Below are 24,553 nucleotides of genomic sequence, written 5' to 3' on the forward strand. Positions count from 1 at the left end.
CCAACCCATTCCCGTATCCCGCTTTTAGAGTTTCCAATGAGCCCAGATTTCGACGATGTGCGATGGCAACCCATCGGCCGCCCCTTGGCGGGCTTTATTCCACGGATGGAGGCCCTGACCCGGCTGGCCGCAGGCGAGCATGCCGGCGTGCCGGTCAGCGGCACGGTGTATGGGGTGCTTCACAATGACCCCAAGGCGCTGGCCGCGCTTGGTGAGCAAGCTCATCAGCCGCCCTACAAGACACCTCCCAAGGCACCGGTACTCTATGTAAAACCGCGCAATACCCTGGTCGGACACGGCTCACCAATCCTGGTGCCGGCCGACGCACCAGCGCTTCTCATGGGAGCGGCGCTTGGCGCGATGATTGGCCGCACAGCTTGCCGAGTGCGCGAAGAAGACGCACTCGATGTGGTTGCCGGCTACACGGTGGTCAACGATGTGACGGTGCCGCATGACAACTTCTATCGCCCGTCGATTCGCCATCGAATCCGCGACAGTTTCTGTCCTGTCGGCCCCTGGATACGCCCAGCCGCACAGTCACCGCATCCGGACAACTTGAAGGTGCGCACATGGATCGATGGAGCCCTCATGCTCGACAGTTCAACACACGGCTTTGTGCGCCCTCTCGCTCGGCTCATCGCTGAAATCAGCGACTTCATGACACTTCAGCCTGGTGATCTGCTTTTGACCGGAGTGCCTTTTGGCGGTTTTGACGCCCCCCTGGCTCGCGCAGGCCAGCGCGTGGCCATAGAGATCGAAGGAATAGGCCAGCTTGAAAACCCGCTTGTCGCTGAGCAAGCTTTGAAAGGGGTGCCGGCATGAAAACCGCACGTGTTGCCTATGCGGGGGCCCTCCACACCGCCACTCCCTGGGACAAGGAGCAATTGCGTCTGGCTGACGGCCGGATACTGGGGCATGAAGAGGTCGTATGGCTACCCCCGTTGAGCCAGGCACCATCATTGCGCTGGGCCTGAACTATGCCGAACACGCCAAGGAGCTTGCTTTCAATGCCCGCCAGGATGAACCGCTGGCTTTTCTCAAAGGTCCGGGTACGCTGATCGGACATCTGGGTGACACGCGCCGCCCGGAAGACGCCACTTTCATGCACTACGAATGTGAGCTTGCGGTAATCATTGGCCGCAGTGCGCGCCGGATTTCTCGCGAGCATGCGCTCGATTACGTCGCGGGCTACTCCGTCGCCAATGACTATGTGATTCGCGACTACATCGAGAACTGGTACCGCCCCAACCTACGCGCCAAGAACCGCGACGGTTGCACAGCCCTGGGCCCCTGGTTCGTGGACGCGGCCGATATCCCGGACCCGCAAGCACTCGCGCTCTCCACCCGAGTCAATGGCGAGATAACGCAGCAAGGCCACACTCGGGACATGATTCTGGATGTGGCTGGCCTGATTGAATATCTCAGCAGTTTCATGACGCTCTCGCCCGGAGACATCATTCTTACAGGCACGCCCGACGGGATCGTGGACGTCAAGCCTGGCGACCAGGTGGTTACCGAAATCGAGGGCGTTGGCCAACTGGTCAATACCATCGCCGACGATCGCCGCTTTGGGCGTTGAAACCACGACGGACTTATTTTCATGCCTCATCTCGTACTTCTCTACACGCCCGACATCGAGTTGAATGCCAACGTACCCTCGCTGTGCCGAGAACTGGCCGACACCATGCTATCGCTGCGCGACGAAGCAGACCGGCAAGTGTTTCCTACCGGCGGCACACGTGTGTTGGCCTATCCCGCGGCCCATGCAGCCGTGGCCGATGGCCGTGGGAACTATGGATTCGTCTATGCCAACCTGCGCATGGGCACCGGCCGCAGTGGAGCCGTACACAAGAGCGTAGGCGATGCCTTGCTTGCCGCCTTGCGCCGGCACCTCGACCCACTCCTCGCCCAGCGCCCCGTGGGCGTGACGCTGCAAATCGACGAAAGTCCTGGCCAGGTATTCGACGCCAAGCACAGTAGCCTGCATCCGCTTTTCACACGAAGCTGACGCCAACGGTGTTCGGCTCAGGCTCAGGCGCTTAAGCTCATGAAGCAACGAGCTCAAACACCGCCATGCTCTCCACGTGGGCGGTATGGGGGAACATGTTGACGACTCCAGCCGCCGTACAGCGGTAACCCGCCTGATGCACCAGCAGGCCGGCATCGCGTGCCAGGGTGGCTGGGTTGCAGCTCACATAGACGATGCGGCGCGGGGGCTGCCAGTCCTTGGCATTCTCGGGTAGTGGTTCGGCATCTTCGGCGCCCAGGCGAGCTTGGTGGATGGCGGCCAGTGCCTTGACGAGGGCAAAGGCGCCTTCACGCGGTGGATCGATCAGCCAGCGGTCTGCGTGGCCATCTGCCGCGAGAATCTCCGCGGTCATCTCGAACAGGTTTCGTGCGGCAAATTCGGCAGACATGGCTGTCACGGCGCTCGCCCGATTTCTTTCCAGGTTCTGGCGGGCCCGTGCTACCAAAGTCTCACTTCCTTCGATGCCCAGCACGTGGCCCGCCTGGGTGGCTATGGGCAAAGTGAAATTGCCAAGGCCGCAGAACCAGTCGATCACGCGCTCATTCTTCTGCGCGCCCAGCAGGCGCAGCGCCCGCGTGACCAGCACGCGGTTGATGTGCGGGTTGACCTGGGTGAAGTCGGTCGGCTTGAAGGGCATGGTGATGCCGAAGTCGGGGAGCGCGTAAGCCAATTGAGGCCCACCTTCGTCCAGCAGCCGTACGGAATCAGGCCCTTTGGGCTGCAGCCACCATTGGATGTCGTGCTGCTGCGCAAAATCGCGCAGTTTCTGTATGTCGCCGCTTGAGAGGGGTTCCAGGTGCCGCAGCACCAGTGCGGTGACCGTGTCGCCAGCTGCCAACTCGATCTGCGGGCAGGTCTGGCGAGCTTCCATGCCGTAGATCAGCTCGCGCAGCGGCAGCAGCAATGCGCTGACGTGCGGCGGCAGTACCGGGCATTCGCGCATGTCCGCCACATAGCGGCTCTTGCGTTCGTGGAAGCCAATCAGCACTTCGCCCTTCTTGAGCACATAACGCACTGAAAGCCGAGCTCGGTAGCGGTAGCCCCAGGCAGGGCCCTCGATGGGCCGCAAAATCAGCTCGGGCTTGACTTTGCCGAGGTGCCAGAGGTTGTCTTCCAGTACGCGCTGTTTGACGGCTACCTGGGCGCTAGCCTCCAGGTGCTGCATCTTGCAGCCCCCGCACGCACCAGCGTGCAGGCCAAAGTGCGGGCAGCCCGGGCGCACGCGTTGACTGGACTCGCGGTGAATCTCCGTGAGGGTGGCAGCTTCCCAATTGTTCTTCTTGCGGTGAACATTGGCCGACACCAGCTCGCCCGGCAGCGCACCGTCTATGAACACGACTTTGCCATCAGGGCGGCGCGCTATGCCCTGCGCATCGATATCAAGCGCATCTACATGCAGCCAGCCAGCAGGCCACTCCTCTTGAGAGGCAGCCTGGGGAGGCAATTCAGAAACTTCGATGTCCAGGTTTGAAGCCATAAAAGAAAGGCGCCTTACGGCGCCCTGGTGTCGCAGTGGTAATTTTTCATCGCCGGGCCGTTCCCAAGATGAAAAAGCGGCCCCCTCGGGGGGCAGCGGACCTCGCGAAGCGGTGAAGCGTGGGGGCCACGTTCTCAGCGAGCCGGCAGGTAACGTGCGGGATCCACGGGTTTGCCCGAGCGGCGGATCTCGAAATGCAGCTTCACGCGATCCGTGTCGCTGGATCCCATTTCGGCGATCTTCTGGCCTTTTTTCACACTCTGGTCTTCTTTAACCAACAGAACCTTGTTGTGCGCGTAGGCCGTGAGGAAAGTGTTGTTGTGCTTGAGGATGATCAGATTGCCGTAGCCGCGCAGGCCGGAGCCGGCGTAGACCACCCGGCCGTCAGCCGCCGCCACGATGGGATCGCCTGCCTTGCCGCTGATGGCCAGGCCCTTGTTCTTGGCATCGTCGAAGCCCGCGACCACTGGACCGCTGGCAGGCCAGATGAACGCGACGTCATCGGCGCCCGCGGATGGCGCGGGTGTAGCGGGTGTAGGTGTGGCAGCCGGCGTAGCAGGCGTGGCTGGAGCCGTCGTCGTGCCGGGTGTGGTCTGGGTGGCTGTGGGCACCGGAGGCTTGGAACTGCCGCTGGCCACGGTGGAAGAGCCGCCGACAGGTGGCACCACGCGCAGAACCTGGCCGACCTCGATGACGTTCGGGTTCTCCAGATCGTTCCAGCGGGCAATATCCCGCCAAGGCTGGTTGACCTCAGTGGCGATCCTCATGATAGTGTCGCCGGGCCGCACCGTGTAGAAGCCTGGTTTGCCCGCGTTCTCGGCGCCAGGTAGCGTGGCTGGATCGACAGTGGGCCGGGCGGGCGTGCTGCCAGCGCCACGGTCTTCTACAGGGGCTGGCGTGGTTGACGTGGTACTGCAGCCAACCAACGCAACAGCTGCCGTCAGCAATGCAATGGCGGCAGCCTGGCGTTTTCTCGAGAGAGAAAGCATAAACAAAAAATCCTTTGCGCGTTTAAGCGACCCCCGATTTTAGGGGCACAAAATTGACGGCCTCCAAAATAGTCTGCTGCACCCCCTGTCGTGATCGGTCGACCACCATCAGGGCTTGCTGGCCGGGGCCGTGGGCAATCGGTGCGACGAGGCGGCCCCCGTATGCCAATTGCTCGATCCAGGCATCGGGTATCGCGTCTCCACCGGCAGCCGCAATGATGCCAGCATATGGTGCCCCCTTGGCAAAACCAGCCATGCCATCGCCCAGAATCAAGTGTACGTTGGCGATGCGCAAGGGGCGCAGATTAGCCCGCGCTTTCTCATGCAGATCGCGCAGGCGTTCAATACTATAGACCTCACTGGCCAGTTGGCCCAGCACCACGGCCTGATATCCACAGCCGGTGCCTATATCCAGAACGCGGCCCAACCGGCCATCGGCGCCACGCAAGCCGCCCTGCATGAGCAACTCGACCATCCGGGCCACCACGCTGGGCTTGGAAATGGTCTGGCCCAGGCCGATGGGAAGCGCGGTGTCTTCGTAGGCTTGCGGCACCAGCGCGCTATCGACGAACCGATGCCGGTCCACCGCCCCCATGGCACGAAGCACCTGCGTATCGCGCACACCGCCCTCTGCCAGTTGCTGAACCATGCGGGCTCGGGCGGGAATGGGGTCTCGCGCGGATATGGCGGTGCCGACCCCTTCTGTCACGGAGGCCGGAGCGGAGGGCAGTGAACCGGGCGTTGCCGGGCGCCGCGGCACCGGGCGCCCCCCCAATGCCGGCGAGGTTTTGCCCATGTCGATGCGGGCAGGAAAGCCCGGACGCGGCGGTGTAGCCATCAGCGCCGCCCTTCCTCTGGCATTTCGCTGAGCATATGCCCAAGGCCTTGCGCCCAGTAGCTCAGGGCGCCGTGGTCGGTCAGGTCGACTTTCAAGGGAGTAATGGCAATATGTCCGTGGGCCGTAGCGTGGAAATCGGTGTCTTCGGCGGCATCACGCGCGGCTCCGGCACCGCCAATCCAGTACATGGTATCGCCTCGCGGGCTGGTCTGGGTAATGACTTTTTCGGCGGCGTGCCTGCGGCCCAGGCGGCAGATCTTGGGCGCCTTGATCTGCTCGAGCGGCAAATTGGGAATGTTCACATTCAGCAGCCATGGATCACCGCCCTCCTGCTGGTGATGGCCGATCATGGCCACGATCTCGCCGGCCTTGGATGCAGCGGCATCGAGGTGGCCCCAGCCTTTTTCGATCTGGGAGAACGCGATGGCGGGGATTCCGAACAGGTAGCCCTCCATGGCCGCGCCCACGGTGCCCGAATAGATGGTGTCGTCTCCCATGTTGGCACCGTTATTGATGCCGGAGACGACCAGGTCGGGCTTATAGCCCAGCAGGCCTGTAAGGGCGATATGCACGCAGTCGGCCGGGGTGCCGTTGACGTAGCGGAAGCCATTCGCGGCCTGGTGCACGTAGAGCGGTGAATACAGCGTGAGCGAGTTCGACTTTGCGCTGTTGTTGTGCTCAGGCGCGATCACCTCGACCTCGACCCCAGCCATGCGCTTGAGCGCCTCGTAGAGGGCCACAATGCCGGGGGCCTGGAAACCGTCGTCGTTGCAAAGCAGTATTTTCATGTCTGGGAAATCAGGTGCAACCGATTGTAGGGCCCCTGAGAGGTGATGCATGGTTACAAATACAGTGTCTCGATCAGGTGTTTCCCGCCTCCTCACAGGGTCACCACAGAGACATCGGAGCCTCTGCCGGCGCCTCAATCCCTCTATGATCGGCGGCAACCCCATTCAGAAGGAGACCGTATGCACGCTTGGCTTTGTGAAAACCCCGTTGGTGTCGATGCCCTTACCTGGAAAGAACTGCCCACCCCTCAACCGGGCAAAGGACAAGTGCTGATCCGCATCCAGGCCGCCAGCCTGAATTTTCCGGATCTGCTGATTGTGCAGAACAAATACCAGTTCAAGCCTGAACTGCCTTTCGTTCCCGGTTCCGAGTATGCCGGTGTGATCGAGGCAGTGGGCGAAGGCGTGACCGAGCTGAAAGTAGGCCAAACCGTGGCTTGCCTCTCGGGCACGGGCGGGTTCGCCACCCATACGCTGGCGCCCGCCAAGCTGTGCATGCCCCTGCCCGCGGGGTTTCCGCCTGCGGACGCAGCGGCTTTCATCATGATCTATGCGACCAGCCATCATGCACTGCTGGATCGCGGCCAGCTCAAGGCCGGTGAAACAGTGCTCGTGCTGGGGGCTGCTGGCGGCGTAGGTATGTCGGCCATCCAGATCGCCAAGGTGGCGGGAGCCCGCGTGATCGCCGCGGCTTCGACGGACGAAAAATGCGCGTTCTGCAAGGAGCTTGGCGCCGACGAGACCATCAACTACCAGACCGAGAACCTGCGCGACCGCCTGAAGGAACTGACGGGCGGCAAGGGACCTGATGTGATCTACGACCCGGTGGGTGGTGATTTCACGGAGCAGGCATTCCGCTCGATTGCATGGCGCGGGCGTCATCTGGTGGTGGGCTTTGCCGCGGGCGACATCCCGGCCATCAAGATCAACCTCGCGCTGATCAAGGGCGCCAGCATCGTGGGCGTGTTCTGGGGCGATTTTTCGCGCCGGGAACCGCAGGCCAACGCGGTCATGATGGAAGAGTTGGCCAAGTGGTATGCGGAGGGGAAGATCAAGCCGGAGATCGATCGCCAGATGCCCATGAGCGACCTGAAGGCCGCCTACGCCCGTATGAACAGCCGTGAGGTCAAGGGCAAGCTGGTCCTGGTGAACTGAGCGCAGCCCTCTCATTCGTCATGCCTGCCGGCTGGGGAATTTGAGTACAAAACGGGTTCGACCCTGGGCTGACGTGACCGACACGCTTCCGCCATGAGCAACGGCAATGGCGCGGGTAATGGCCAGGCCTAGCCCGCTGCCGTCGGAATCGGGGTGTGCCCTGGCCGGATCGGCGCGGTAGAAGCGGTCGAACAGCCGGGGCAGCTTCTTGGGATCGATTTCGGGTCCGGTGTTTTCCACGGTCACCTCCGTGGCTGTAGCCGAGGCCGAAATATGGATAGCGACCTCACCCGCTTCCGGGGTGTAGCGCAGGGCGTTGGAGAGCAGGTTGCTCACGGCGCGGCGGAACATCAGACGGTCGCCCTCCATGCTCCCCTCGCCTTCCAGCCTGGGCTGGATATGCTTTTCATCCGCCACGGCTTCGTAGAAATCCAGCAGGGCCTGTGCCTCCTGGCGTGCGGAAAATCGCTCTTTGTGGGGCAAATCCACGCCACGCTCGGTCTTGGCCAGAAAGAGCATGTCGGACACCATGCGGGCCAGCCGCTGAAACTCTTCGGCATTGGAGGCCAGGATATCCCGGTAGGTGGCTGCGTCGCGCTTGGAGGCCAGCGCCACCTGCGTCTGCGTGAGCAGGTTGCTGATGGGGGTGCGCAATTCATGCGCCAAGTCGGACGAAAAATCGGTCAGGCGCTGAAAATCGTCTTGCAGACGGCCCAGCATGCGGTTGAGTTCTTGCGCCAGATCAGCCATTTCCACGGGCACCGTCTCGACCGGCATGCGCTCGGTCAGCTTCTGGCTCGTGACCGCCGCCGCGCGAGATTTCATTTCCCGCAACGGGGCCAATCCCTGGCGCGCCGCGAACCACGAGAGCAATCCGCAGGCCGCAATGGCTGCCATCACATAGATCACAAGGCTGCGGCGAAGCCCGTTCAGAAACTGCACATGGTGCATCGTATCGGCCGCGATCAGCACCTTGAGCGCCGCAGCCGAATACGCCGGCACGGCATCAAACCCCAGGGTGTGGAACTCCGCGCCACCGTGATGCCAGACGCCGAACGTGCCCTGTTCGTCGGTATGCAAACGGTCTCCGCCTTGCACGGGCGCCTCTGAATCCGGGAATTGAAAAACCGCCTTGCCGTGGCCATCCTTGACCATCACACGGAGATCATGGTGGTAGTTCAAGGCCTCGCTCAAGCGCCACCGCGCGTCTTCCGCCGAGTTGGCGTTGCGAAGAATCTCCTCGATCAGGTGCCGCTTGTCCTGCAGCACCATTCGGTCCAGTTCCACGAAATGCCGCTCTGTTTCCACCAGGAACATGCTGCCCAGGCCCAGCACCACCACGGCGGCAGCCACCGTGAAGAAAAGGCTCAGGCGCCGGGTCAGAGAAAGCTTCACTCTTCCTCCGGTATTTCGAGCACATAGCCCATGCCCCGTACGGTCTGGATGAGCTTCACCGGGTGCCCCTCGTCGATCTTCACGCGCAGGCGGCGCATGGCCACCTCGATGACGTTCGTGTCGCTGTCGAAATTCATGTCCCACACTTGCGATGCGATGAGCGAGCGAGGCAGCACCTCGCCATGGCGGCGCATCAGCAGCTCAAGCAAGCCGAATTCCTTGGCCGTGAGATCCACACGCTTGCCGTTGCGCAAAACCCGGCGCCGCAGCAGATCCAGCTCCAGATCAGCCACGCGCAACAGGGTGCTTTCGCTGCCCGCGGGGCCGCGCCGCAGGATGATCCGCACCCTGGCCAGCAATTCCGCGAACGAGAACGGCTTGACGAGGTAATCATCCGCGCCCAATTCGAGCCCCTTGACGCGGTCTTCCACCTGGTCACGAGCCGTCAGGAACAGCACAGGCATCTGCAGCCCCCGGTCGCGCAGGGATTGCAGCACCTGCCAGCCGTTCAGGCCGGGCAGCATGACGTCCAGGATGATCAGGTCGTGATCGCCCTGCAGCGCCAGGTGCAGGCCGTCGGTGCCGCTGGTGACCAGATCGGAGATATACCCTGCCTCGTTCAGCCCTTGCCGCAGGTACTCCCCCGTCTTGGGTTCGTCTTCGACGATCAGTATCTTCATGGAAATTGACTCGAGAGGACTTCGTCATTCCCGCGCAGGCGGGAATCCAGCGGCGGCGACGAAACAGAGATCTGGATTCCCGCCTGCGCGGGAATGACGGGGGAGTACGGCCTGCTCATATGCGAAGTGTGCCGAATTCAAAGCCTTCTGACGCCAAGATAATAAAAATGTAATGTTCGGCACATCTGAGCGAAAGGGTGCGCTCGCCAGAATCGCCGGCATGAGATCGGAAATTCATCAGGCGCCCCGGATGTGGCTGGTTTTGGCCATGGCAGGGCTTGCGGGATGGGCTGTGGCCCAGCCCCCCACGGAGAAACCCGCTTCGGAACCTGTGCTGCGGACGCAGTTGCAGTACACGTCACCCATAGGCACCTATCAGGCCTACAAAGACCAGCCCGTTCAATCCTGGCGAGAAGCCAATGACCGGGTAGGCCAGATTGGCGGCTGGCGGGCCTATGCCAAGGAAGCGCAAACAGGCAAGGCCGCCGAGCCGGCCACGAATACGCCATCCAGCGATCCTCATGCTGGCCACCATGGTGGAGGCAAGCCATGAAAAGCTTGGCCCTTTCCGCACTAGGACTGGCTGTGCTGACGGGATGCGCCAGCGTAACCCTGGATCAGAACATCAGCCGCGTCAACGACGAAGCGGGCAACTTCACCCAAGGCCAGCTCGCACTGGCACGGACTCCGCAAGAGAGAGAGCAGCATGCGCAGGCTGCCGAGTCATTGTTAGCCCACCCTCTGACGCAGAAAGACGCCGTTCAACTGGCTTTGGTCAACAGTCCTGCCTTGCAAGCCATGTTGGCAAGCGGTTGGGCGGCATCTGCTGACGCCGCTCGGCTCGGGCGCATAGCCAACCCTATCTTCAGCTTCGAGCGCATGGTCGCGGGGGATGAGCTGGAACTGGAGCGCGCCCTCTCCTTCGGCCTATTGGATTTGCTGACCTTGCCTGCCCGCCATGGCGTAGCAACCCGGCGCATCGAACAGTCGCAGCTGCGTTTGACCGGCGAGGTGGTGGACCAGGTCACCCGTGTACGCCAAGCCTGGGTACGCGCGGTGGCCGCACGGCAAACGCTCCAATATGCTCAGCAGGTGTATGAGAGCGCGCAGGCCGGTGCGGAGCTGGCCCGGCGCATGCAAGCTGCCGGCAATTTCAACCGCATCACCCGTGCGCGCGAGCAGGCTTTTTACGCCGATGCGGCCGTCCGCCTCAGTACGGCCTCGCATCAAGCCACGGCCAGCCGCGAGGAGCTGGTGCGCCTGCTCGGGCTGGATGAAGCACAGGCCCAAGCGCTCAAGCTCCCTGAGCGTCTGCCCGACCTTCCCAAGCAGCCCATGGAGCCGCAGGCCATGGCCTCGCAGGCCAGTAAAGGCCGGCTGGATATCCGCCTGGCCCAGGCCAACCTCGATGGCGCTGCCAAGGCCCAGGGCCTCGATATGGTGACCAGCTTCACCGATATCGAACTGACAGGCCGCCGCAACACCACCTTCGACAATGCCGAAGGAACGCGCTCCACCGCACGGGGCTGGGAAGTCTCGGTGCGCCTGCCTGTCTTCGATTGGGGTGGCATGCAACGGGATGCGATGAACGGGCGCACGCTGGCGGCCGTCAACCAGCTTGAGGACACGGTGCGCATAGCCGGCTCCAACCTGCGGGAAAGCTACTCGGCCTATCGCACAGCGTATGACCTGGCCTGGCACTACCGCGACGAGGTGGTGCCGCTGCGCAAGGTGATCTCCGAAGAAAACCAGCTTCGCTACAACGGCATGCTGATCAGCGTGTTCGAGCTCTTGGCTGATGCGCGTGAGCAGGTAGGGGCTGTCTCAGCCGCCATTGATGCCGAGCAGCAATTCTGGCTGGCCGACGCGGCCATCCAGGCGGCCATGATCGGGCGCCCTGCGAATGCCAGCGTGTCCATGACTTCCAGCGCCCCCAGCAACAGCGAAGCAAGCCACTGAACAGACATGACTTCCAGAAGAACGTTTTTCAAGTTAACCGGCATGACCGGCGGCGCGGTAGCCGCCAGTGCGGTGAGCCGTGTGGCCATGGCGGCCCTTCCCGAGGCCATCAGCCAAGGCAGCCCGGAGACCATGCCACCGCTCGTGCCCAATTCAGGCCGGCCCTACAACCCGGTGGTGACGCTGAACGGCTGGACGCTGCCCTGGCGGATGAATCAGGGTGTCAAGGAGTTTCATCTGGTAGCCGAACCGGTGGTGCGCGAGATGGCACCCGGTTTCAAGGCCCATCTGTGGGGTTATAACGGCCAGAGTCCGGGCCCCACGATCGAGGTGGTGGAAGGCGACCGTGTGCGCATTTTCGTGACCAACCGGCTTCCCGAGCACACCAGCATCCATTGGCATGGCCAGCGCTTGCCCAATGGCATGGATGGCGTGACAGGGCTCACCCAACCAGCGATTCAGCCGGGCAAGACTTTCGTCTATGAGTTCGTGGCGCGCCGTCCCGGCACGTTCATGTACCACCCCCACGCCGACGAAATGGTGCAGATGGCCATGGGCATGATGGGTTTCTGGGTGACGCACCCGAAAGGCCGGCACCCCCTGATCGACGAAGTCCAGCGGGATTTCTGCTTCCTGCTCAACGCCTATGACATCGAGCCAGGGGCCGCGACCCCAAAAGTGGCGGAGATGACGGACTTCAACCTGTGGTCATGGAATAGCCGGATTTTTCCGGGCATCGATTCCCTGAATGTTCGCCTGGGCGACAAGGTTCGCATCCGCGTGGGCAATCTCACCATGACCAACCATCCGATGCATCTGCATGGCCACGAGTTCATGGTCACGGGCACCGACGGTGGCCCTACGCCCAAGAGCGCGCGTTGGCATGAAGTGACCACCGATGTGGCTGTGGGCCAAATGCGCCAGATGGAGTTCCTGGCCGACGAGGAAGGCGACTGGGCTTTTCACTGCCACAAGAGCCACCACACCATGAACGCCATGGGGCACGACGTGCCTACATTGATCGGTGTGGACCATAGTGGTCTTGCCAGAAAGATCAACAAGCTCATTCCGGAGTACATGGTGATGGGTGAGCGCGGTATGTCGGACATGGCTGAAATGGAAATGCCGATTCCTGACAACACCGTTCCTATGATGACCGGCGAGGGGCCGTTTGGCTCCGTGGAGATGGGCGGCATGTTCAGCGTGCTCAAGGTGCGCCGCGATCAGAAACCGGGAGACTATAAGAATCCTGGCTGGTACAAGCATCCGGCGGACACGGTAGCCCGTGAATACACCGGCCCCATGGCGGAGCCAGTACGCTCCGGCGCTGCAGGCGGACCGTCGATGCCGCGTGCGGGCAAACCTGCGGCCCCAGCCGAAGTCACCGTACGCAAGCCCGCGTCGCATGCCGGACATTGACAGCATGGTTCCGTCATGCACGGATCGGCCATCCGGGAATGACGGGTGCATAAGTCGGCGTGTCTAATTTTTATCTGGAGATCATTCATGCAACCCACGAAATCGGTCATTCGCCTCTTCCTTGCCACCACGGTGCTCGCCTCAAGTGCTGCCATGGCTGCCGGCAATCATGCAGGCGGTCACGGCCATGGCGGCGATGAAACCGCCATTGGCAAGCCCGGTATTGCCGCCAAGGCCAATCGCACCGTGAACATCGTGATGAACGACAACATGCGATACGCGCCGTCGGACATCCAGGTCAAGCAGGGTGAGACCGTTCGCTTCGTCGTCAAGAATGCGGGGCAAATCAAGCATGAACTCAGCCTGGGCACCGAGAAGGAGCTTCTGGAACATCTGGAGCAGATGAAGAAGTTTCCAGATATGGAGCATGACGAGCCGGGCAAAATCACTCTGCAGCCCGGCAAGGAAGGCGAGATCGTCTGGCAATTCACCAAGGCCGGTGCTGTGAATTTTGCTTGCCTGATACCGGGCCATTACGAAGCCGGCATGAAAGGCCAGGTCCGGGTCACCAGGCAATAGCGCTCTGAACATTACCAGGACCTCCCATCATGTCTTTATCCCCTATTTCCGCGAAACCGCAACGGCGCACGCTGCTGTTGGGCACTCTGGCCTTGGGCGCCGCCCTGGGCTCTCACTCGCTGGTAGCGGCGGCGCGTATGCCCATTCAGGTGTGGAAAGACCCGAACTGCGGTTGCTGCAAGGACTGGATCACCCACCTTGAGGAAAACGGCTTTTCCGTCAGTGTGTACGACCAAGGCAACAACGCGGCGCGCAGCCGGCTGGGCATGCCGAAGAAGTATGCCTCCTGCCACACCGCGCTCGTGCAGGGCTATGTCATTGAAGGGCACGTACCCGCTTCCGATATTCGGCGTCTGCTCAAGGAAAAGCCCGCGGGCCTGGGATTGGCCGTGCCGGGCATGCCGGTCGGCTCACCTGGCATGGATGGACCCGCCTATGGCGATCGGCGCGACCCCTATCAAGTGCTACTGATCCAGAAGAATGAATCAGCCATCGTCTTCAATTCGTATACGTGAGATCACCATGAACAGCCTCAAGCAATTCCTGTCCGTTTCCGCCGTGGCCATGGGCCTCGCACTGCCCCTGAGCGGCTTCGCCCAGGCCGATGCGGCAGCGCCAAAGGCAGACGCCTCTTCTCAACAAATGTCCATGACCGATGGAGAGATCAGAAAGGTCGACCTGGACAACGGCAAGGTCACCATCAAGCATGGAGAGATCAAGCACATGGACATGCCCGGCATGACCATGGTGTTCACGGCCAGGGACAAAAGCCTGCTCTCGAACGTGAAACCAGGCGACAAGGTGAAGTTCATGGTGGTTCATGAAAACGGCAAGATGATCGTGACCGATATTCAGCCAGCCCAGTAGACTTGCTACCTTGTGAACCTGCCGGCCCTGCATCCGCTTGCGTGAATTTCTCGAATCCCGACAGACCGTCATTTACTTCGCGGCGGTAGCGCTGGCCGCCGGTATGGCGTGGCTGATGCCGAGCACCGCCGCCCTGGCTCCAGCCATAGACCCGCTCCTGGCGCTCATGCTGTTCGCCACGTTTCTCCAGATGCCCCTGATGGAGTTGCGCCAAGCGCTGATGAACGTGCGCTTCATCGGTGCCCTGCTGACGGCGAACTTCATCGCCGTGCCCGTGCTGGTGTTCGCCCTGATGCCGTGGCTTCCGCCCGATCCTCTCCTGCGTACGGGTGTACTGCTGGTGCTGCTGTCCCCGTGCATTGACTACGTGGTGACGTTCGCGCAGCTGGGACACGCAGATGCTCGGGCGTTGCTGGCGTCCACTCCCGTCCTGCTGGGAGTACAGATGCTGCTCTTGCCGGTCTTCCTGGAATTTTTCTTGGACGATACCGCTTCGAGCCTCGTGCAGTGGCAGCCGTTTCTGCATGCGTTTGTCTGGTTGATCGCCGTGCCGCTATTGTTGGCCGTTGCGTGCCAGGCGTGGGCTCGGCGGACTCGCATGGGCGGGATAGTGGTGCGCGCTCTGGGTTTGCTGCCGGTACCCGCCACGGCCGCCGTGCTGTTTGTGGTGGTGACCTCCGTCACGCCACAACTCGGATTGGCGTGGGGGGCCGTGAAAGCCGTCTTGCCGATCTATGTGGTCTTTGCAATAGCCGCCCCTTTGCTGGGATGGGCAACGGCCCGCGGCTGGCAGCTTCCGGCCAAGCAAGGGCGCGCTGTCGCCTTCAGCAGCGCCACCCGCAACTCCCTGGTCGTGCTGCCGCTGGGACTTGCCATTCCTGGCGGCATCCCTCTGATCCCCGCCGTGATCGTGGCGCAGACGCTCGTGGAACTTGTCAGCGAGCTGATCTACGTGAAACTGCTGTCCCTCTTGGGGCGGCAAGGCAAGGGCGCAGCTTAGAACGTGTTCTCTCTGCTTTGAGCGCTCACCTGCCAGTGCCCTCCCGCTCCATGGAGTCTCGCTGAGCAAGCGCTGGGAACAGGCGCTGCCACGCCAAAGCCACCAAAATGGTACCCACGCCTCCCGCTACCACAGACCCTACCGGGCCCAACAGCGCTGCCGTGGCGCCGGACTCGAACTCACCAAGCTGGTTGCTGGCCCCAATGAAAATCGAGTTGACCGCGCTCACGCGGCCCCTCATCGCATCTGGCGTTTCCAGCTGGACGAGAGTTTGGCGGATCACCACATTCACCATGTCGGCCGCGCCCGAAACCGTCAGTGCCAGAAGCGACATGACAAAGCTGCGCGACAGCCCGAAGACCACCATGCAGACTCCGAATGCGCCCACGGCCATGAGCAGTGTCCTGCCCACCCGGCGCTCTACCGGCTTGTGCGTGAGCCATACAGACATCACCAGAGCACCTATCGCCGGTGCGCCGCGCAGCACCCCCAATCCCCAGGGCCCGACATGGAGGATGTCTTTCGCGAAGATGGGCAGCAGTGCCACCGCGCCGCCCAGCAGCACAGCGAACAGATCTAAAGATACCGCGCCAAGCACCGGTTTGCGCTGCCAGATGAAGCGCACGCCGGCCAGCAACGTGGCCATGGTGACGGGTTCGCGCGCTGGCGGACTATGGGCGTAGTGCAGCCGCGCCACGAAGAAGCAAGCCGCTCCGAACAGCAGCACGCAACTGCCGTACACGGCTCCCGTGCCGGCTGCGAACAAAAAACCGCCCAGAGCCGGCCCGCCGATCACGGCCGCCTGGGTGCCTGTCGCAGCGAAGGCCATCGCGCGCGGCAGCAGCCTGGGCGAGACCAGCAGCGGTATGAGCGCCTGCTGGGCAGGCATCTGGAATGCGCGCACCGCGCCCAGCACCAACGAGATCGTCAGCAGCAAGGCGCGCGAATCATGCCCTGTCGCGTGCGCCGAGAGCAAAGCAAGCGCCACGAAGCCCTGCACGCCCAGGCACAGCGCCAGGATGCGCCCGCGGTGATGGTGATCGACCACGTGCCCCGCCACGAGGGCGAGCAGCAGGGCCGGCCCAAACTGGTAGAGGCCCACCAAGCCGAGATCCCAGGCGCTGCCCGTGAGGTCATACATGTGCCAGCCAATGGCCACCATCAGCATCTGCGCGCCTGCGCTACCCAGCAGGCGCGCAAGCCACAGATGCATGAACGGCCTCTCGCGCCGCAGCTCGGCAAAAGCGGTTTCGGGCGCGGTGGACTCTTTGGGGGAAAGATCAGGGCCGCTCATGGCGCGGCATCCGCCCAAGGGGCTTGCCACCCGCCTCCCATCGCCTGGATCAATCCCACCGCGGCTTGCTGCCGCTGCAACTGCAACTGAAGTACGCCACGCCGCTGAGAAAGCGCACCGGCTTGAGCTGTTACCACGGCAGTGTAGGCCGAAAGGCCCGCCTGGTAGCTGTTGAGTACCTGCTGCTCGACACGCGAGGCGGCATCAGCGGCCTGGCGCGTCTGCTCCATCTGCTGTGCCAGCGTCTGCAACGCGGTCAATTGGTCCTCCACCTGCCCCATGGCCGTGAGCGCCGTCTGGCGATAAGTGGCAATGGCCGCATCCCGCGCAGCCATGGTTTGATCGACCCGTGCCTGGCGGGCACCAGCATCGAACAGGGTTTCGGCCACGGAGAGACCGAGCGACCACAGCATGTTCGAAGCAGAAAACAGATTGCTGACAGGAAAGCCCGTGTTCGGGCCACCCGAGGCGCTGAGTGTGACGCTAGGGAAGAACGCCGAGCGTGCCACACCGATCTGCAGGTTGGCGGCGGCGACGGAGCGTTCCGCAGCGGCTATATCCGGCCGGCGCAGCAGCAACGCCGAAGGCACGCCTGCGGGCACCTCGGGTACGCGGTCAATCCATTGCTGGGCCGCCAGCGAAAAGTTGGCTGGCACCTCGCCCACGAGCAACGCGATGGCATGCTCATAGACGGCCCGGCTACGCGTCATGGCCGTGCGGCTGGCTTGCGCGCTGAGCAGCGTGGCCTGTGCCTGCAGCAGATCGGTGCGGGCAGCCACGCCAGCCTCGTAGCGATTCTGAGTGATGCTGGTGCTGCGCTCGTAGGCTTTCACGGTTTCATCCAGCAGCACGATTTCCGCATCGGCTTCGCGCAGGGCCAAATAGGCATTGGCAAGGCTGCCCTGGGCCGACAGGCGCGCGTTCGCCAGATCCGCCTGGCTGATTTGTACATTGGCCGCCTGTGCGCGGGCGGCATCGCCAAGCCGCCCCCATAGATCAGGCGCCCAACTGGCTGACAAGCTCGCGGAGAGCGAACTCCCGGCGTTCGAAGCCCCCTGCCCGCCCGTGCGCTGCGCACCCGCCTGTACGCCCAGCGTAGGCCATAGTGCCGCCCGTTGCTGCTCGAGCAGGGCCTGCGCCTGGGCCACGTTGGCGACTGCCAGCGCCAGGTTCTGGTTGGAGACCTCGACCCGGCCCATCAGATCAGCCAGCACGGGGTCTTCAAAAAGCTCCCACCATTTGCCGGCTTGCCATGCGCGAGCGGCGTCCGCGCTCACCCAGCCCTCGGCCGTTGGCACGCTCTTCCAGGCGGTGGACAGCGGCACGGCAGGCACGTTTTCCTGCGGCGCCATGCTGCAGGCGCTGAGCAGCGCAAGGAAAACAGGCGCCAGGAGCGTGCTGGGTTTCGAGCGCCGGCTGGCGCCTGGGATTCGGTGTACTTTGACTACCATGTGCGGATTCTTCGCGGTCTAGGCTGTGACAGCACGTGCCAGATGCGCTTCGCCCTCGGGGCGGCGGCGCAGTTTGTCGAGCAGCACGTACACCACGGGGGTGGTGAGCAGGGTGAGCAACTGGCTGGCAATCAAGCCGCCGATGATGGTCACTCCCAGAGGCTGGCGCAGTTCCGAGCCCTGCCCGAAACCGATGGCCAGCGGCAAGGCACCCAGGCCGGCGGCCAGCGTGGTCATCAAGATGGGGCGCAGGCGCAACAGGCAGGCTTCGCGCACGGCTTGCGCGGCGCTAAGGCCACGCGCGCGCTCGGCATCAAGGGCAAAGTCGATGATCAGGATGGCGTTCTTCTTGACCAGCCCGATAAGCAGGAACACGCCGATCAAAGCCATGATGGAAAACTCCATGCGCAGGGCCATGAGCGCCAGCACCGCGCCAAAGCCAGCCGAAGGCAGCGTGGTTAACACAGTGACAGGGTGAATCAGGCTTTCATAAAGAATGCCCAGCACGATGTAGATCACGACGATGGCGGCCACGATGAGTATCGTCTGCTGGGATTGCGTCTGCTGAGCCGCGCCCGCCGCGCCGCTGAAGGCGCCGCGCACGTTGTTGGGCATACCGATATCGGCCTGGTCCTCCAATATGGCCTGGCGGCCCTGCTCCAGCAATACACCATCAGCCAGATCGAATGAAATAGTGGCAGACAGCTCGCCGCCGTCATGCTGCACAGAGGTCGGCACAGCACGCTCCGAGAACTTGGCGAATGCAGACAGCGGCACCATGGTTGCCGCAGTAGACGCCAGCGGCTGGCCCGTGGAAGCATTGCGTTGTCCTGGATTGGCGGAGGTGGCGGAAGTGGAAGTCGAGCTGCTGGTACTGCTGCCGGCGGTGCCGGTACTCATGTTGGCAGTGATCGCCTGCGCCGTATTGGGAAGGGAGAACATGGTGTTCTGCGGCCCTGTCTGAAATACGCTGGGTGCGCTGCTGGCGGCAGGCGAGACTGCCAGCGTCACGGGCACCCGCACATCACGCAACACCACGGGCGAAGTGGCATATTGCGGCGCCCACTCCATGACCACCGAATATTGATTCAGATCCTGGTACATGGTAGCCACGGTGCGCTGGCCGAAGGCGTCGTAGAGCGCGGCGTTCACGCCCGTCTGCGACACGCCGAGTTGGGCGGCGTGATCCCGGTCTATGTCGACGAAGGTTTCGACGCCGTTGTCGGATTGGTCGTCGTCGATGTCCACCAGGCGCTGGTCCTGCTTCAGCCGGTCCGTGAGCTTGAGCGTCCAGGCGCGCAAATCGTTCGCGTTGTCGCCTTTCAAGGTGTATTGATAGGTGGAGTTGCTGCTGCGCCCCCCATGCGCAGCTCCTGCACAGGTGCCAGAAATATGCGCATGCCGCTCAGCTGCGTCAATTGTGGGCGCAAACGGTTGATGACCTGTCTGGTGGTCTCGCGGCCATCAGCACCACCACGCTTGCCGTTGGGTTTGAGCGCCGCCGCCATGAAACCGCCCCCCGAGCGCCCACCGCCGGCAAAAGCCACCACTGTCTCCACCGCCGGATCGCGCCGGATGATCTCCACAGCCTGGGCAAGCTTGTCGCCCATGGCGGCAGAAGAAATACTTTGATCAGCGCGCAGACCGCCCACCATCTGCCCATTGTCCTGCTCGGGGAAATAGCCTTTGGGAATGTGCAGGAACAGATAAACGTTCAACCCGACCACGGTCACCAGCACGAGCATGACCACCCAGGGCGCAGCCAGCGCCGCATCGAGCGTGCGGGCGTAGGTGCGAGTCACCCATGAATCGCTCACCGGTGCGGGTGCCCCGCCACCCAGCCAGCGCGGCAGACGTGCCCGCAGGCGCTGCGACCAACTCTGGCGCAGTGGAGCGCGCTCCCCTTTCCTGGAGCTCACGCGCAACAGCATCGCGCACATCATGGGCGTGGTGGTCAGCGAAATCAACAGCGAAATCATCACCGCCGCGGAAAGTGTGACGGCGAATTCCCTGAACAGCCTGCCGGGCTGGCCGCCCATGAACAGCAAAGGAATGAATACCGCGACCAGCGACAAGCTGATGGTCAGCACCGTGAAGCAGACTTCCCGGGCGCCTCGCAGCGCGGCCTCGCGGCGGGACATGCCTTCCTCCATGTGGCGCGAGGTGTTTTCCAGCACCACGATGGCATCGTCCACCACGAACCCCGTCGCCACCGTGAGCGCCATGAGCGTCAGGTTGTTGAGCGAGAAACCGCACAAATACATGATGCCGAAGGTTCCCAGCAGTGAAACGACAGTGGCCACGGCCGGAATCACCGCCGCACGCAGTGTGCGCAGGAAAACGCCCACTACCGCGACCACCAGCAGCACGGCGATGATGAGGGTGAACTCCACCTCCGCCACTGAAGCGCGGATGGAACCGGTACGATCGATCGCCACGTCGAGATTGATGTCCTGCGGCAGTTGCGCGCGCAGGATGGGCAGCAGGTCATCGATCGCATCGGCCGTCTTGATCAAATTGGCGCCTGGCTCCTGCGTGATATTGACCACGATCGCCGGCTCTCCGTTGAACAGACCCCGCGTGCGCGTGTTCTCCACGCTGTCCGTCACCTTGGCAATATCCGAAAGGCGGACCTGGTTGTTGCCGCGCGAAGCGATGATCAGATCGCGGTAGTCGGCCGCGCGCAAACCTGGTGGCGGAGTCAGCACCTGCAGTGCGCGGCTGTCGTCACCCTTGCCCACCTCGATCACGCCCTTGGGCCGGTTGGCATTGTTGGCCTGCAGCGCCGCCCGCACGTCTTCGGCGGAGATGCCCAGGTCCTGCATGGAAAACGGGTTCAGTTCAACCCGCACCGCGGGCAGCGAAGAACCGCCCAGTTCCACATCGCCCACGCCATCCACCTGCAGCAAGCGCTGGCTGATCACGTTCGAGACGGCATCGTAGATCTGCCCCGGCGAGCGCGTCTTGGAAGTCAGCGCCAGGATCATGAAAGGCTGCGCCGCCGGGTTGGCCTTCCGGTAGGTTGGGTTGGAGCGCAGATCGGCTGGCAGATCGATGCGGGCCGCATTGATGGCCGCTTGCACCTCACGCGCCGCGCTGTCGATATTCCGGTTCAGGTCGAACTGCAGCGTGACGCGGCTCGTTCCCGTCGAGCTCCTGGAGGTCATCTCGTTCACACCGGCGATCACCCCCAGCGTACGCTCAAGCGGTGTCGCTACCGAGCGCGCCATGTCGGCGGGTGAAGCCCCGGCCATGTTGGCGGTGACCGAAATCACGGGAAAATCCACCGAAGGCAGCCGCGCGACAGGCAGCAGGAAGAAAGCCGCGATGCCCGCCAGCGCCACCCCCAGCGTCAGCAGGACGGTGGCGATGGGCCGTTCGATGAAGGGGCGCGAAAGGTTCACGACCGTACCGCTCCCGACTCGGTCCCCGGTTGCGCGTCAGGCCCAATCTGAGCCTCGTTGTCCGGCGCACCGGCATGGCTCAGGCGCCCGCCCAATCTGTCGAACATGAGATAGATCACCGGGGTGGTGAACAGCGTCAGCAACTGGCTCAGCACCAGCCCGCCAAAGATGGCAATACCCAGAGGCCGGCGCAACTCCGCGCCGTCGCCGAAGCTGAACATGAGCGGCAGTGCCGCCGCCAGCGCGGCCAGGGTGGTCATCAGAATGGGCCTGAAGCGCAGAAGCGCGGCCTGGTGAATGGCTTCGCGCGGTGTCTTGCCCTCGCCACGCTCGGCCTCTATGGCGAAGTCGATCATCATGATCGCGTTCTTCTTCACGATGCCGATCAGCAGAATGAGGCCGATGATGCCCACCACGTCCAGCTCATGCCCGGTGATCCATAGTGCCAGCAAGGCGCCGACGCCGGCTGAAGGCAAGGTGGACAAAATGGTGAGCGGGTGGACATAGCTCTCATACAGCACGCCCAGCACGATGTACACGCATACCACCGCAGCCAAAATCAGCCAGAGCTGATTCGACAGCGAGCTTTGGTAGGCCCCCGAAGCGCCGGTGAAGCGCAGCTTGATGCCATCAGGAAGCCCCGCCTTGGCCGCGGTGTCCCGCACAGCCGCCACCGCTGTCCCCAACGATACCCCAGGCGCTGTATCAAAACCCACGGTGGCTGCAGGATACTGCGCCACCCGCACCACCTGCGAAGGCGCGCTCTGCTCGCGCACCGTGGCAAACGACGAGAGCGGCGTAGTCGCCCCGCTGCTGGTGCGCACGGGCAGGTTGGCCAGCGTGTGCAGCGAGGCCGCTTCGTCACGCTGCGCCTCCAGGATCACGCGATACTGGTTGGTATCGGTGAAGATGGTGGACACGATGCGCTGGCCGAAAGCGTTGTAGAGCGTGTTGTCAAGCGAGCTGGCGGTCACGCCCAGGCGCGCGGCGGTGTCGCGGTTGATCTCGACATAGGCCGAGAGGTTTTTCGCGCCCGCATCGGTGATCGGATGGCGCACCTCGGGCACCGATTGCAGCGCCTGCACCAGCCGTTGCGCCCATTCATTGACCTGCGCGGTATTCACGCCCTCCAGCGCGAAACGGTACTGGGTGGGACCCGATTCGCTGTCAACGGTCAAATCCTGCGTGGGCTGCAGATACAGAGTGATGCCTGGCGTGGCCTGCGCCACGCGCTGGCGCAGCCGCTGCATGATGGTGTCTTGACCGTCGCCCAGCACGCCTTGCGGGCGCAAGTTGACAATCATGCGGCCGGCACTCAGCATGGTGTTGTTGACCGCATCCACCCCCACTACCGAGCTGAGCGAGCTCACAGCGGGGTCTGCCAGAACGGCCTCGGCCGCAGCTTGCTGAAGGGCCGACATACGCTCGAAGGAAACCTCCGGCGCGGCCTGTACGCGCACCTGCAACTGGCCGGTGCTCTGCGTGGGAAACAAACCCTTGGGCATGCCCCAATACAAAAGCGCGGTGAGCGCCAGAGTGCCCAGCGCTACGAGCAGCGTAAGCAGCTGGTGCCCCAGCACCCAGACCAGACCCCGGTCGTAGCGGGACACTACCCAATCGAGCCCTTGCTGCACCGTGCGCGCCATGCGCCCATGCACCTCGTGCAGCGGACGCAGCCAGCGGGCGGACATCATCGGCACCAGCGTCAGCGACACGATGGCGGAGATCAAAATAGTGATAGCCAGCGTGACCGCGAACTCGCGGAACAGCCGGCCGATCACCTCTTGCATGAACAACAGAGGAATCAGCACCGCGATCAGCGACACCGTGAGCGAAATGATGGTGAAGCCGATTTCGCCCGCTCCTTCCATCGCGGCCTGGAATGGCTTCTTGCCCATTTCCATGTGGCGCGAGATGTTCTCGATCATCACGATGGCGTCGTCCACCACGAAGCCGGTGGCGATCGTGAGCGCCATCAGGCTCAGGTTGTTCAGACTGTAGCCCAGCAGGTACATCGCCCCCATGCTGCCCAGGAGCGAAATCGGCACCGCGATGGACGCGATCACCGTGGCGCGCAGGCTGTGCAGGAAGAAGAAGATCACCAGCACCACCATCACGACGGCCAGTATCAGCTCCATCTTCACGTGATCGACCGAGGCGCGAATGCCAGTCGTACGGTCGGTGAGCACCTGCACGCTCACCGTGCGCGGCATGCTCTCGCGCAAGGCCGGCAATGCTTTCTGAATGGCATCCACCGTGTTGATGACATTGGCCCCCGGCTGGCGCTGCACGTTCAAGATAATCGCGGGCACCAGCGGCGCGCCATCCTTTGCAGAGCCGCCGGCCATGGGCAGGGGATCGTCCTTGATGGCTGCCCAGGCGCCCAGACGGCTGTTTTCGGAGCCGTCGACCACCCGCGCGACATCCTTCAGGCGCACCGGGGCGCCATTGCGGTAGGCCAGGATCAGTTCGCGGTAATCCGCCGCCGTCATCAACTGGGAGTTGGCGTTGATGGTGTACGAACGCTGCGGCCCGTCGAAGCCCCCTTGGCGCTGTTGCTGTTGGCCACGCTGATCGCTGAGCTCACGCTGTCGAGCCCCATTCCCAGCGCTGCCAGCGCGTCCACATTGCCCTGCACCCGCACGGCCGGCCGCTGGCCACCCGCCAGCGTCACCAGACCGACACCGCTGATCTGGCTGATCTTCTGCGCCAGGCGGGTGTTGACCATGTTCTGCACTTCGGTCAGCGGCAGTTCGCTGGAGGAGATGGCCAAGGTCAGAATCGGCGCGTCAGCCGGATTCACTTTGGCATAGATGGGCGGCGCCGGTAAATCGGCGGGCAGCATGGAGGCACCGGCGTTGATGGCCGCCTGCACTTGCTGCTCAGCTGAATCCATGGATTGCGACAGCGCAAACTGCAGGGTGATGATCGAGACCCCGGCTGCGCTGGTACTGGCCATGCGGTCGAGCCCCGACATCTGACCGAACTGCCGCTCGAGCGGCGCGGTCACGGTCCGGCTCATCACATCGGGACTCCCCCGGGTAGAGCGTCTGCACCTGGATGGTGGGGTAATCCACCTGGGGCAACGCCGCCAGAGGCAGAAAACGCAACCCGACCAGCCCCGTCAACACGATGGCCAACATGAACAAGCCCGTGGCCACTGGGCGCAGGATGAAGAGACGGGACGCGTTCATGGGCCAGATCTTCCTGTTCCTTCTCCGTCATTCCC

General features: G+C 63.0%; 18 protein-coding genes and 3 pseudogenes. 11 read left to right on the plus strand and 10 right to left on the minus strand.

The window, feature by feature from the left end:
• The first annotated feature begins 36 nt into the window (after nt 1-36).
• The 3 genes and pseudogenes from WJU18_RS18255 to WJU18_RS18265 all read left to right on the plus strand — a co-directional run bounded on the left by WJU18_RS18255 (nt 37) and on the right by WJU18_RS18265 (nt 2,008).
• Nucleotides 37-822 (plus strand): fumarylacetoacetate hydrolase family protein, encoded by a 786-nt coding sequence (locus WJU18_RS18255; protein WP_423454544.1) that lies wholly within the window; start codon nt 37-39, stop codon nt 820-822.
• Nucleotides 819-1,579: pseudogene (locus WJU18_RS18260) on the plus strand (fumarylacetoacetate hydrolase family protein). Before WJU18_RS18255 ends, WJU18_RS18260 begins: the two are co-directional and overlap by 4 nt.
• Nucleotides 1,580-1,600: 21 nt before the next feature.
• Nucleotides 1,601-2,008, plus strand: coding sequence for a 5-carboxymethyl-2-hydroxymuconate isomerase (locus WJU18_RS18265; RefSeq protein WP_423454545.1), 408 nt, complete (start codon nt 1,601-1,603; stop codon nt 2,006-2,008).
• A 37-nt stretch (nt 2,009-2,045) separates the two neighbouring features.
• Here WJU18_RS18265 and rlmD read toward each other — a convergent pair whose 3' ends face one another.
• The 4 genes from rlmD to surE form a co-directional block, all read right to left on the minus strand.
• Nucleotides 2,046-3,506 carry a 23S rRNA (uracil(1939)-C(5))-methyltransferase RlmD gene (gene rlmD, locus WJU18_RS18270; protein ID WP_423454546.1) on the minus strand — a complete coding sequence of 487 codons (1,461 nt, stop codon included), beginning with the start codon at nt 3,504-3,506 and terminating at the stop codon, nt 2,046-2,048.
• Between the two features lie 134 nt (nt 3,507-3,640).
• A complete protein-coding gene (locus WJU18_RS18275; protein WP_423454548.1) occupies nt 3,641-4,495 on the minus strand; it encodes a peptidoglycan DD-metalloendopeptidase family protein in 855 nt (284 codons plus the stop codon).
• A gap of 22 nt (nt 4,496-4,517) precedes the next feature.
• Nucleotides 4,518-5,333, minus strand: coding sequence for a protein-L-isoaspartate(D-aspartate) O-methyltransferase (locus WJU18_RS18280; RefSeq protein WP_423454550.1), 816 nt, complete (start codon nt 5,331-5,333; stop codon nt 4,518-4,520).
• Nucleotides 5,333-6,121, minus strand: coding sequence for a 5'/3'-nucleotidase SurE (surE, locus tag WJU18_RS18285; RefSeq protein ID WP_423454551.1), 789 nt, complete (start codon nt 6,119-6,121; stop codon nt 5,333-5,335). Before surE ends, WJU18_RS18280 begins: the two co-directional genes overlap by 1 nt.
• A 180-nt stretch (nt 6,122-6,301) precedes the next feature.
• On the opposite strand from surE, the gene WJU18_RS18290 reads away from it, so the two are divergent.
• Nucleotides 6,302-7,276 carry an NADPH:quinone oxidoreductase family protein gene (locus tag WJU18_RS18290; protein WP_423454553.1) on the plus strand — a complete coding sequence of 325 codons (975 nt, stop codon included), beginning with the start codon at nt 6,302-6,304 and terminating at the stop codon, nt 7,274-7,276.
• 18 nt (nt 7,277-7,294) lie between these two features.
• On the opposite strand, the gene WJU18_RS18295 is transcribed toward WJU18_RS18290, so the two are convergent.
• A complete protein-coding gene (locus WJU18_RS18295; protein ID WP_423454554.1) occupies nt 7,295-8,671 on the minus strand; it encodes a heavy metal sensor histidine kinase in 1,377 nt (458 codons plus the stop codon).
• Nucleotides 8,668-9,351, minus strand: coding sequence for a heavy metal response regulator transcription factor (locus WJU18_RS18300; protein ID WP_423454555.1), 684 nt, complete (start codon nt 9,349-9,351; stop codon nt 8,668-8,670). The genes WJU18_RS18295 and WJU18_RS18300 overlap by 4 nt, the downstream gene beginning before the upstream one ends.
• A gap of 220 nt (nt 9,352-9,571) precedes the next feature.
• On the opposite strand from WJU18_RS18300, the gene WJU18_RS18305 reads away from it, so the two are divergent.
• The 7 genes from WJU18_RS18305 to WJU18_RS18335 all read left to right on the plus strand — a co-directional run bounded on the left by WJU18_RS18305 (nt 9,572) and on the right by WJU18_RS18335 (nt 15,175).
• Entirely contained in the window at nt 9,572-9,904 is a 333-nt protein-coding gene (locus WJU18_RS18305; protein WP_423454557.1) for a hypothetical protein, read from the plus strand.
• Entirely contained in the window at nt 9,901-11,310 is a 1,410-nt protein-coding gene (locus WJU18_RS18310) for a TolC family protein (protein ID WP_423454558.1), read from the plus strand. Before WJU18_RS18305 ends, WJU18_RS18310 begins: the two co-directional genes overlap by 4 nt.
• Before the next feature lie 6 nt (nt 11,311-11,316).
• On the plus strand, nt 11,317-12,729 hold the full coding sequence (locus WJU18_RS18315; RefSeq protein ID WP_423454559.1) for a multicopper oxidase family protein: 1,413 nt from the start codon (nt 11,317-11,319) through the stop codon (nt 12,727-12,729).
• A gap of 87 nt (nt 12,730-12,816) precedes the next feature.
• Complete coding sequence (locus WJU18_RS18320; RefSeq protein WP_423454561.1) at nt 12,817-13,308, plus strand: cupredoxin domain-containing protein; 492 nt, start codon at nt 12,817-12,819, stop codon at nt 13,306-13,308.
• Nucleotides 13,309-13,337: 29 nt separating this feature from the next.
• Nucleotides 13,338-13,823: a DUF411 domain-containing protein gene (locus WJU18_RS18325; RefSeq protein ID WP_423454563.1), complete on the plus strand. Its 486-nt coding sequence runs from the start codon at nt 13,338-13,340 to the stop codon at nt 13,821-13,823.
• Between the two features lie 7 nt (nt 13,824-13,830).
• Nucleotides 13,831-14,175, plus strand: coding sequence for a copper-binding protein (locus tag WJU18_RS18330; protein WP_423454565.1), 345 nt, complete (start codon nt 13,831-13,833; stop codon nt 14,173-14,175).
• Nucleotides 14,176-14,212: 37 nt separating this feature from the next.
• Complete coding sequence (locus WJU18_RS18335) at nt 14,213-15,175, plus strand: arsenic resistance protein (RefSeq protein ID WP_423454567.1); 963 nt, start codon at nt 14,213-14,215, stop codon at nt 15,173-15,175.
• Nucleotides 15,176-15,200: 25 nt separating this feature from the next.
• Here the strand turns inward: WJU18_RS18335 and WJU18_RS18340 are convergent, their stop codons facing one another.
• The 4 genes and pseudogenes from WJU18_RS18340 to WJU18_RS18355 all read right to left on the minus strand — a co-directional run bounded on the left by WJU18_RS18340 (nt 15,201) and on the right by WJU18_RS18355 (nt 24,518).
• Nucleotides 15,201-16,469, minus strand: coding sequence for an MFS transporter (locus WJU18_RS18340; protein ID WP_423454569.1), 1,269 nt, complete (start codon nt 16,467-16,469; stop codon nt 15,201-15,203).
• On the minus strand, nt 16,466-17,920 hold the full coding sequence (locus WJU18_RS18345; RefSeq protein WP_423454571.1) for an efflux transporter outer membrane subunit: 1,455 nt from the start codon (nt 17,918-17,920) through the stop codon (nt 16,466-16,468). The genes WJU18_RS18340 and WJU18_RS18345 overlap by 4 nt, the downstream gene beginning before the upstream one ends.
• A gap of 18 nt (nt 17,921-17,938) precedes the next feature.
• A pseudogene (locus WJU18_RS18350) lies at nt 17,939-21,324 on the minus strand (efflux RND transporter permease subunit).
• Nucleotides 21,321-24,518 (minus strand): annotated as a pseudogene (locus tag WJU18_RS18355) (efflux RND transporter permease subunit). The pseudogenes WJU18_RS18350 and WJU18_RS18355 overlap by 4 nt, the downstream one beginning before the upstream one ends.
• Between the last annotated feature and the right edge of the window lie 35 nt (nt 24,519-24,553).

Origin of the sequence: Ottowia sp. VDI28 (genome assembly GCF_049532675.1) — a bacterium.
Taxonomy (GTDB): Bacteria; Pseudomonadota; Gammaproteobacteria; order Burkholderiales; family Burkholderiaceae_C; genus Ottowia.

What these genes read in the sequence shown, in the direction of transcription:
- WJU18_RS18255 (WP_423454544.1), top strand. Translation starts at nt 37, where the DNA reads ATGAGCCCAGATTTCGACGATGTGCGATGGCAACCCATCGGCCGCCCC.
- WJU18_RS18265 (WP_423454545.1), top strand. Translation starts at nt 1,601, where the DNA reads ATGCCTCATCTCGTACTTCTCTACACGCCCGACATCGAGTTGAATGCC.
- rlmD (WP_423454546.1), bottom strand. Translation starts at nt 3,506, where the DNA reads ATGGCTTCAAACCTGGACATCGAAGTTTCTGAATTGCCTCCCCAGGCT.
- WJU18_RS18275 (WP_423454548.1), bottom strand. Translation starts at nt 4,495, where the DNA reads ATGCTTTCTCTCTCGAGAAAACGCCAGGCTGCCGCCATTGCATTGCTG.
- WJU18_RS18280 (WP_423454550.1), bottom strand. Translation starts at nt 5,333, where the DNA reads ATGGCTACACCGCCGCGTCCGGGCTTTCCTGCCCGCATCGACATGGGC.
- surE (WP_423454551.1), bottom strand. Translation starts at nt 6,121, where the DNA reads ATGAAAATACTGCTTTGCAACGACGACGGTTTCCAGGCCCCCGGCATT.
- WJU18_RS18290 (WP_423454553.1), top strand. Translation starts at nt 6,302, where the DNA reads ATGCACGCTTGGCTTTGTGAAAACCCCGTTGGTGTCGATGCCCTTACC.
- WJU18_RS18300 (WP_423454555.1), bottom strand. Translation starts at nt 9,351, where the DNA reads ATGAAGATACTGATCGTCGAAGACGAACCCAAGACGGGGGAGTACCTG.
- WJU18_RS18305 (WP_423454557.1), top strand. Translation starts at nt 9,572, where the DNA reads ATGAGATCGGAAATTCATCAGGCGCCCCGGATGTGGCTGGTTTTGGCC.
- WJU18_RS18310 (WP_423454558.1), top strand. Translation starts at nt 9,901, where the DNA reads ATGAAAAGCTTGGCCCTTTCCGCACTAGGACTGGCTGTGCTGACGGGA.
- WJU18_RS18315 (WP_423454559.1), top strand. Translation starts at nt 11,317, where the DNA reads ATGACTTCCAGAAGAACGTTTTTCAAGTTAACCGGCATGACCGGCGGC.
- WJU18_RS18320 (WP_423454561.1), top strand. Translation starts at nt 12,817, where the DNA reads ATGCAACCCACGAAATCGGTCATTCGCCTCTTCCTTGCCACCACGGTG.
- WJU18_RS18325 (WP_423454563.1), top strand. Translation starts at nt 13,338, where the DNA reads ATGTCTTTATCCCCTATTTCCGCGAAACCGCAACGGCGCACGCTGCTG.
- WJU18_RS18330 (WP_423454565.1), top strand. Translation starts at nt 13,831, where the DNA reads ATGAACAGCCTCAAGCAATTCCTGTCCGTTTCCGCCGTGGCCATGGGC.
- WJU18_RS18340 (WP_423454569.1), bottom strand. Translation starts at nt 16,469, where the DNA reads ATGAGCGGCCCTGATCTTTCCCCCAAAGAGTCCACCGCGCCCGAAACC.
- WJU18_RS18345 (WP_423454571.1), bottom strand. Translation starts at nt 17,920, where the DNA reads ATGGTAGTCAAAGTACACCGAATCCCAGGCGCCAGCCGGCGCTCGAAA.